Raw genomic sequence first — 7162 nt, 5'->3', positions numbered from 1 at the left:
GGTAGATAGGTTGGGGGTGGAAGTGCAGTAATGCATGGAGCTGACCAATACTAATCGGTCGAGGGCTTATCCTAAAATAAAACGCAATGAGTTTCGGATCCAGTTTTCAGGGTGTAACCTTGAAATTGCGCTTGATATTCCAAATCACTTTGGTGAGTTGAAGAATAACTTGCGGAGTTTTGCTAAGCGAGTCCATTTATATGGAGAGATACCCAAGTGGCTATAAGGGGACCCTCTGCTAAGGGGTTAGACTGCGAAAGTGGTGCGAGGGTTCGAATCCCTCTCTCTCCGCCATTTAGGACAAGCTAGCGAAATATTATGTTATGGCGGTGTAGCTCAGCTGGCTAGAGCGTACGGTTCATACCCGTGAGGTCGGGGGTTCGATCCCCTCCGCCGCTACCATACATACCCAGGAGGCTTAGCTCAGCTGGGAGAGCATCTGCCTTACAAGCAGAGGGTCGGGGGTTCGATCCCCTCAGCCTCCACCATTGTGCCGGTGTAGCTCAACTGGTAGAGCAACTGACTTGTAATCAGTAGGTTGGGGGTTCAAGTCCTCTCGCCGGCACCATTTTTGAATTTTGAAAAATATAGGGAACTGTGGTGTAGAGGCCTAACATGCCTGCCTGTCACGCAGGAGATCGCGGGTTCGAATCCCGTCAGTTCCGCCATTTTTCAATTCAATAGTTTTACCGTACTAAAGTGGGAAGGGGTATCCCTCCGCACTTTATTTTTTTGTTAATGGATATGGCTCGGTAGCTCAGTCGGTAGAGCAGAGGACTGAAAATCCTCGTGTCGGCGGTTCGATTCCGTCCCGAGCCACCTTTATATGGAGGATTAGCGAAGTGGCCAAACGCATCAGACTGTAAATCTGCTCCCTTACGGGTTCGGTGGTTCGAATCCATCATCCTCCACCAGTTTTGCGAGCCATTAGCTCAGTTGGTAGAGCACCTGACTTTTAATCAGGGTGTCGAAGGTTCGAGTCCTTCATGGCTCATCAGAAGTCATCAACTATAGGTTGATGGCTTTTTTTGTATTGTTTTAAGCTATGTTTTAATATAGCTTTTTTATTTTACGGTATCGACAGGTTATAATGAGTTCATTATGTTCGCTTAGTGCTTATTCTATATTCTAAAAAAGTGAAGTGGTGATCGCGTGACTCTGGATACAGAATGGATTCAACAACAGCTTCAGAATATTATTCAAGCGCCTTTTACCATAGTGCCTTGGTGCCCGGAAATGATGGCAGAGGGAGAGACAGCCGATTCAGTTATACCGGATAGATCGTTTGTCCATGACAACAAGCTATATTTTCCGTTTCGTGCGTCGGGAGGTGAACTGGCTGCCTTTGTGGTAGAGGCCAGATATTTGACGGATCGAGAACGGAAACTGGTAGAAGCGCTATTGGGGAACATGGAGCAGGTCTGGCAGAACGGTCCACAATTGTCGGATAACCCAGTTTATAGCGAGGAAGAGCGGATGAATCGTTTTGGACAATGGCTCATACAGCAGGCTGCCAATCTAAACAGGGAAGAAGAGGTTCCTGATGAATTGCAGCTTCGCGATTCGCTATCAGCGTGCATGGTCCCGATTTTACTGAATGGCGAGGGAACACAGGAGGGGGCTATTACTTATACGCAGCTCCATCGATTGTTCGCGAGCTATTTTGGAGGGGATGTGCTGCTTACTCCATTGGACGAACAGTCTTGGCTGATTATGGCTAAAAAGGAGCTTTTATTAGGAGCCGACGATGAACGGGATAAAGACACTGAGTCCAGGGATGCAGATTTTACGGAATCGTTGGAGGAGGTTCTTACGGCTTTTAGCTTGGGTCTATATGAGCTTATTGCGAATGAATGGGTGGGTGTGTTCCATTTGGCGGTTTCCAAGCCTTCGATCCCTTTGCAAAGTCTTCCCCAAGAGCTGAATTTGTTATGGGAGACGATACATCTGGGCAAGATTTTTCATGTAACAGAGCACATCCACTTTTCATGGGAGCTTCATTTAGAAAGGCTGTTACACCGCATTCCCAAGGAACAACGCGTACTATTTTTAGAGCAGGTAATGAAGTCATCTGTCATACTGGAAGACTCAGAAACGATGGCTACATTAGATATCTTTTTTCAACTGGATTGTAATGTGAGTGAGACAGCTAAGCGCCTATATGTGCATCGAAATACGTTGATTTACCGTTTGGACAAGATCAAACAGGAAACTGGATTGGACGTGCGGACGTTTAATGATGCGGTTTTGGTCAAGCTCTATCTCCTATTGTACAAAGTGACAAAAAGGAAATAGCATTTTTGTGCAGTTTGCGAATAGCCATGCTACGGGGACTAGGGTAAGATACAAGTAAGAAATGTATTCGATTTCATAACTTGATCTTAGGGAGGCAAAAGCTATGGCTGGTGTACGTTTAGAGCATATTTTCAAGAAATATCCGGGTGCAGATAAAGCTACAGTTGTTGATGTCAATTTGGACATTCAAGATAAAGAGTTTCTCGTATTGGTTGGTCCTTCCGGTTGTGGTAAATCTACTACGCTCCGTATGATCGCTGGTCTGGAGGAAATTTCAGACGGTAAATTGTACATTGGAGATCGTGTTGTGAACGACGTGGCTCCAAAGGACCGCGATATCGCGATGGTATTCCAATCCTATGCCTTGTATCCGCATATGAATGTATACCAAAACATGGCTTTTGGTCTGAAGCTCCGTAAGGTGAAGAAAGAAGAAATTGATAAACGTGTACGTGAAGCGGCTAAAATCCTTGATATTGAGCATCTGCTGGATCGTAAGCCGAAAGCGTTATCAGGTGGTCAACGCCAGCGTGTTGCCTTGGGACGTGCGATTGTCCGTGACCCGCAAGTGTTCTTGATGGATGAGCCACTGTCCAACTTGGATGCCAAGCTGCGTGGTCAGATGCGTGCGGAAATCACGAAGCTGGCTAAGCGTCTGGAAACGACTGTTATCTACGTAACCCATGACCAAGTCGAAGCCATGACGATGGGTGACCGGATTGTAGTTATGAAGGATGGTATTATCCAACAAGCTGCATCCCCAGATGAACTGTACAACCGTCCAGTGAATCTGTTCGTAGCTGGTTTTATCGGCTCTCCTACGATGAACTTCATCACAGGTAAACTGGTTGAAAAAGAAGGTGCATTGCACTTTAATGCGCCAGGTCTGGATCTGTTCGTACCAGAAGGTAAAGGACAGATTTTAAAAGCGAAGGGCTATATCGGCAAAGAAGTGATCTTGGGTATCCGTCCTGAGGATATTCATGAAGAGCCTGTATTCCTGGAGGCTTCTCCGAATACGATCTTTACATCCACTGTGGATGTAACGGAAAATCTCGGTCATGAAATGCTGTTGTACTTGAGCGGTGCCGGAAATGATACGATTATTGCCCGTGTAGACGGACGTTCCAATACTCGTGATGGTGTTAAAGCGAAGTTGGCTGTTGATATGAACAAGGTTCATATTTTTGATAAGGAATCGGAATTGAGTATTCTGGTTGGCGAATAAAATTTGCCTCTGGAAGAGAGTCGCAGTTTTCCCCAAGCGGAGAACTGCGACTCTTTTTGTATATCGCATACGGCTACTAGCTTCGGCATTGCATTCATTGGAAAATTCCGATACGATGGGTACAATGGTACGGGTCTAGATGCAGGCAAGGTTCGTTGGCAAGGGTCCTAGATGGGATCAATCCTGCTGTCGGAATAGAGTTAGCCTGGAACCATAGTGTTAAATCAAGTGGAGTGTGGATTGATGCAGTGCAGCTAGACTGGCGTTGGGCTGTTGGTTAATAGGGTAAAGCTACATAAATCAAATGACGTATAGAATCCGGTGTTGCAGATGAAGGGGAGAATACAATGGCTAAACAGGTAAAGGTATCCGAGCTTGTACAGCAGTTTCAAATGGAAGTTATTTCTGGTGAAAAAGGTCTGCGAAGACTGATCACAGTGGATGATTTGAATCGCCCAGGTCTGGAGATGGCCGGGTATTTTGAATATCATACACAGGAGCGGGTACAGCTTCTGGGAAGGTCTGAGTTGGCTTTTCTGGGGATGCTTCCTCCTGATGAGCGACGGGATCGGATGGAGCGTCTGTGTACAGAGCTGACTCCATGTATTATCATCACACGTGGTCTGGAGGTACCGGCTGAGTTAGTGGAGGCGAGCGCAGAACGAGATATTCCTGTACTGCGTACTAATATGGCGACGACGATTTTATCAAGCCGCATTACAGGCTTTCTCGAAAGAAAGCTGGCTCCTACGGCGACTATCCATGGTGTACTATGTGACGTGTATGGCGTGGGAATGCTTATCACAGGAAGTAGTGGAATTGGTAAAAGTGAAACAGCACTGGAACTGGTTAAACGTGGACATCGCTTGGTAGCAGATGATGCGGTAGAAATTCGGCAAACGTCTGATTTTCAGCTGCATGGCACAGCACCTGAGCTGATCCGTCACCTGTTGGAAATTCGTGGCGTGGGCATTATTAATGTGATGACGCTGTTTGGTGCTGGTGCAGTTCGTAATAACAAACGGATTACATTGGTTGTCCGTCTGGAGGCATGGCAGCAGGACAAGCAGTATGACCGTCTTGGTCTCGATGAAGAAACGACACGCATTATTGATACAGATGTTCCACTAGTTACAATCCCAGTTCGTCCGGGCCGAAACTTGGCTGTTATTATCGAGGTGGCGGCGATGAACTATCGTTTGAAACAAATGGGCGTTAATGCAGCTCTGCAATTTACAAACAAGCTGACTGCTACGATTTCTGAAGATATGGAAGAGATGGATTAAGGTTTGTTCGTTTGTAAGGAAGAACGAGGAGTGAGAGAAATATATGTTAACGGCAACATTACTGCTGAATCCGATCGCTTTTTCAATCGGGGCAATCAAGGTCCATTGGTATGGGCTTATTTTGGGGCTGGCGGCGCTTGTGGGTTTATATCTCGCCATCCGTGAAGGAAAAAGATTCGGTATTCCGCAGGACTTTTTTATGGATATGCTGCTTCTGGGTGTTCCATCAGCAATAATTGGAGCGCGTATTTATTATGTAGCCTTCAAATGGGAAGACTACCGAGATAATCTATGGGATGTTTTTAAAATTTGGAATGGCGGTATTGCGATATACGGTGCCTTGATCGGAGCCATTATATGTGCGGTCATTTATTTCCGGTATAAAGGGTATAATTTCTGGCGTATCGCTGATATTTGTGCACCAGGCCTACTGATCGGTCAAGCGATTGGACGCTGGGGTAATTTTGTCAATCAGGAAGCCTACGGTGGACCGACGGAAGAGACTTTTTTGCGAAATCAACTGCATCTGCCGGATTTCATTGTGAATCAGATGAACGTTAACGGGGTGTTTCATCACCCTACATTTTTATATGAATCACTGTGGAGTATTGTAGGTGTGATTTTGCTGCTCGTCATTCGTCGTATGAAATTTGTACGTGCAGGCGAAATGTTTGCGTTTTACTTCATTTGGTACTCGATTGGTCGTTTTTTCATCGAGCGTGTACGGACGGACAGTTTGGCTTTTCAGGGACCGGATTGGCTCGCTTCCTTTGTAAATGCCCTGTGGTCTCCTATGGTATGGTTAGGGTTTGAACCAGGGCATCTGGACCCAAGTTACGGTAACGTACGGATATCACAATTGCTGCCTATTTTCATTGTGGTGGCTGCCGTGATTTTCATTTTGGTTCGTCGCCGGAAGGGCACATCTGTTGCTCGGTATAGCGATCCGATTATCTCCAGCAAAGCGGGGATTGATCAGGTACCTGACGTGACGCCAGAACAGGTATCCCGTCCAGGACAAGATGCGGTTCCTCCAACAGCTACGGCGGATAAGCTACCTAAGGAAGACACGGACGAGGACAAGAAGGAGCATCTATGATAAATACGATTTTGTTTGATTTAGACGGCACCATCATGGACACGAATGAGTTGATTATCAGCACATTTCTACACATTTTGAATCATCCGGATGCTGATCCGCTGACGCGGGAGCATATTATTCCTCATATGGGTGGAACGCTGGACGATCAACTTCGTACTTTTTCGGGATTAACGGATGTATCTGGGCTGGTTAAGGACTACCGTGCTTATAATCAGATTCATCATGATCAAATGGTGAAGCCATTTCCATATGTCATTGAGGTTATTCAGGAGTTGCGTGCGAGAGGAATTAAGCTAGGGGTTGTGACAACCAAAATACGACCATCCACGATACGTGTACTTAATCTGTTCAATCTGACTTCCTCTATGGATTATATTGTGACGGTGGACGATGTAGAGCATCCTAAGCCACACGCTGAGCCAGTCCTTAAGGCCTTAGAAGGCTTGAATGCTGAAGCAAAGCATACATTGATGGTCGGAGACAGTTCTTTTGATATTTTGTCAGCTCAGGCAGCAGGTGTGAAATCCGCTGGTGTAGCTTGGTCGCTAAAGGGCGAGGAAACTCTGCGCGGATATGGGCCTGACTATATGTTGCATGATATGCGGGATTTGCTGAAGCTGGAGCTTCAAGGTGTCAATGTATCGTGAGAAAGGTGAACCGCTATCCTGTAGAAGGTCCCAATGCGTTGTGGCAGATTTATCGGACGGTGAGCCGCTGGAAAGGCATTAAGAACTTTATTTTTATACAGATTGCCCGGTATTGTCCTGTGCTTTCTCTGAAAAACGTCATTTACCGCAGAATGCTGGGGATGAAGGTGGGGCAACATGCGGCCTTCGGCCTGATGGTGATGGTGGATGTTTTTTTTCCGGAGCATATTACGATAGGGAACAATTCGGTCATTGGATATAACACGACGATACTGGCTCACGAATATCTCATTGAGGAGTATCGTATCGGTAAAGTGGTGATTGGTGATCATGTGCTGATCGGCGCCAACACAACCATTCTGCCGGGTGTCACCATTGGTGACGGAGCTATCGTAGCGGCCGGAGCGGTCGTGCATAAAGACGTGCCCGCAGGTGCATTTGTGGGTGGCAATCCGTTGCGTGATTTAAGACGTTCTGGTATGGATGAGTAGTAAATAGCACTATAAGGAAGGCCCCTTATGTATTAAGGGGTCTTTCTTGTGTTGTTTTTCTGTATAATAAGTGGGGTAATGCATGTTAATTATGTTTAAAAATTGTTAAAAGC

6 protein-coding genes and 8 tRNA genes are annotated in these 7162 nt (G+C 46.1%); all 14 read left to right on the top strand.

Features of this window, described 5'->3' with window-relative positions; translation table 11 throughout:
- Positions 1-202 precede the first annotated feature (202 nt).
- The 14 genes from NLX74_RS21415 to NLX74_RS21350 all read left to right on the top strand — a co-directional run bounded on the left by NLX74_RS21415 (position 203) and on the right by NLX74_RS21350 (position 7049).
- Positions 203-294: transfer RNA gene (locus NLX74_RS21415), tRNA-Ser, on the top strand.
- Between the two features lie 31 nt (positions 295-325).
- Positions 326-402 (top strand) — tRNA-Met (locus NLX74_RS21410).
- Between the two features lie 10 nt (positions 403-412).
- Positions 413-488, top strand: a tRNA-Val gene (locus NLX74_RS21405).
- A gap of 4 nt (positions 489-492) precedes the next feature.
- Positions 493-568 (top strand) — tRNA-Thr (locus NLX74_RS21400).
- A 23-nt stretch (positions 569-591) separates the two neighbouring features.
- Positions 592-668 (top strand) — tRNA-Asp (locus tag NLX74_RS21395).
- Positions 669-746: 78 nt separating this feature from the next.
- Positions 747-819, top strand: a tRNA-Phe gene (locus tag NLX74_RS21390).
- 9 nt (positions 820-828) lie between these two features.
- Positions 829-914: transfer RNA gene (locus NLX74_RS21385), tRNA-Tyr, on the top strand.
- A gap of 7 nt (positions 915-921) precedes the next feature.
- Positions 922-994 (top strand) — tRNA-Lys (locus NLX74_RS21380).
- Between the two features lie 158 nt (positions 995-1152).
- On the top strand, positions 1153-2295 hold the full coding sequence (locus NLX74_RS21375) for a PucR family transcriptional regulator (RefSeq protein ID WP_254329992.1): 1143 nt from the start codon (positions 1153-1155) through the stop codon (positions 2293-2295).
- 103 nt (positions 2296-2398) lie between these two features.
- Positions 2399-3523, top strand: coding sequence for an ABC transporter ATP-binding protein (locus NLX74_RS21370; RefSeq protein ID WP_250241705.1), 1125 nt, complete (start codon positions 2399-2401; stop codon positions 3521-3523).
- A 347-nt stretch (positions 3524-3870) separates the two neighbouring features.
- A complete protein-coding gene (gene hprK / locus NLX74_RS21365) occupies positions 3871-4809 on the top strand; it encodes an HPr(Ser) kinase/phosphatase (protein WP_254329990.1) in 939 nt (312 codons plus the stop codon).
- A gap of 43 nt (positions 4810-4852) precedes the next feature.
- Positions 4853-5908: a prolipoprotein diacylglyceryl transferase gene (lgt, locus tag NLX74_RS21360; RefSeq protein WP_254329988.1), complete on the top strand. Its 1056-nt coding sequence runs from the start codon at positions 4853-4855 to the stop codon at positions 5906-5908.
- Positions 5905-6558 (top strand): pyrophosphatase PpaX, encoded by a 654-nt coding sequence (gene ppaX / locus NLX74_RS21355; RefSeq protein WP_254329982.1) that lies wholly within the window; start codon positions 5905-5907, stop codon positions 6556-6558. Before lgt ends, ppaX begins: the two co-directional genes overlap by 4 nt.
- Positions 6555-7049: an acyltransferase gene (locus NLX74_RS21350; protein ID WP_165179525.1), complete on the top strand. Its 495-nt coding sequence runs from the start codon at positions 6555-6557 to the stop codon at positions 7047-7049. The genes ppaX and NLX74_RS21350 overlap by 4 nt, the downstream gene beginning before the upstream one ends.
- Positions 7050-7162 lie beyond the last annotated feature (113 nt).

It is taken from the genome of Paenibacillus sp. MZ03-122A, assembly GCF_024213325.1.
GTDB classification, from domain to species: domain Bacteria; phylum Bacillota; class Bacilli; order Paenibacillales; family Paenibacillaceae; genus Paenibacillus; species Paenibacillus polymyxa_B.
The sequence above is the reverse complement of the archived record's forward strand: the minus strand, read 5'-3'. Positions and strand labels throughout refer to the sequence as shown.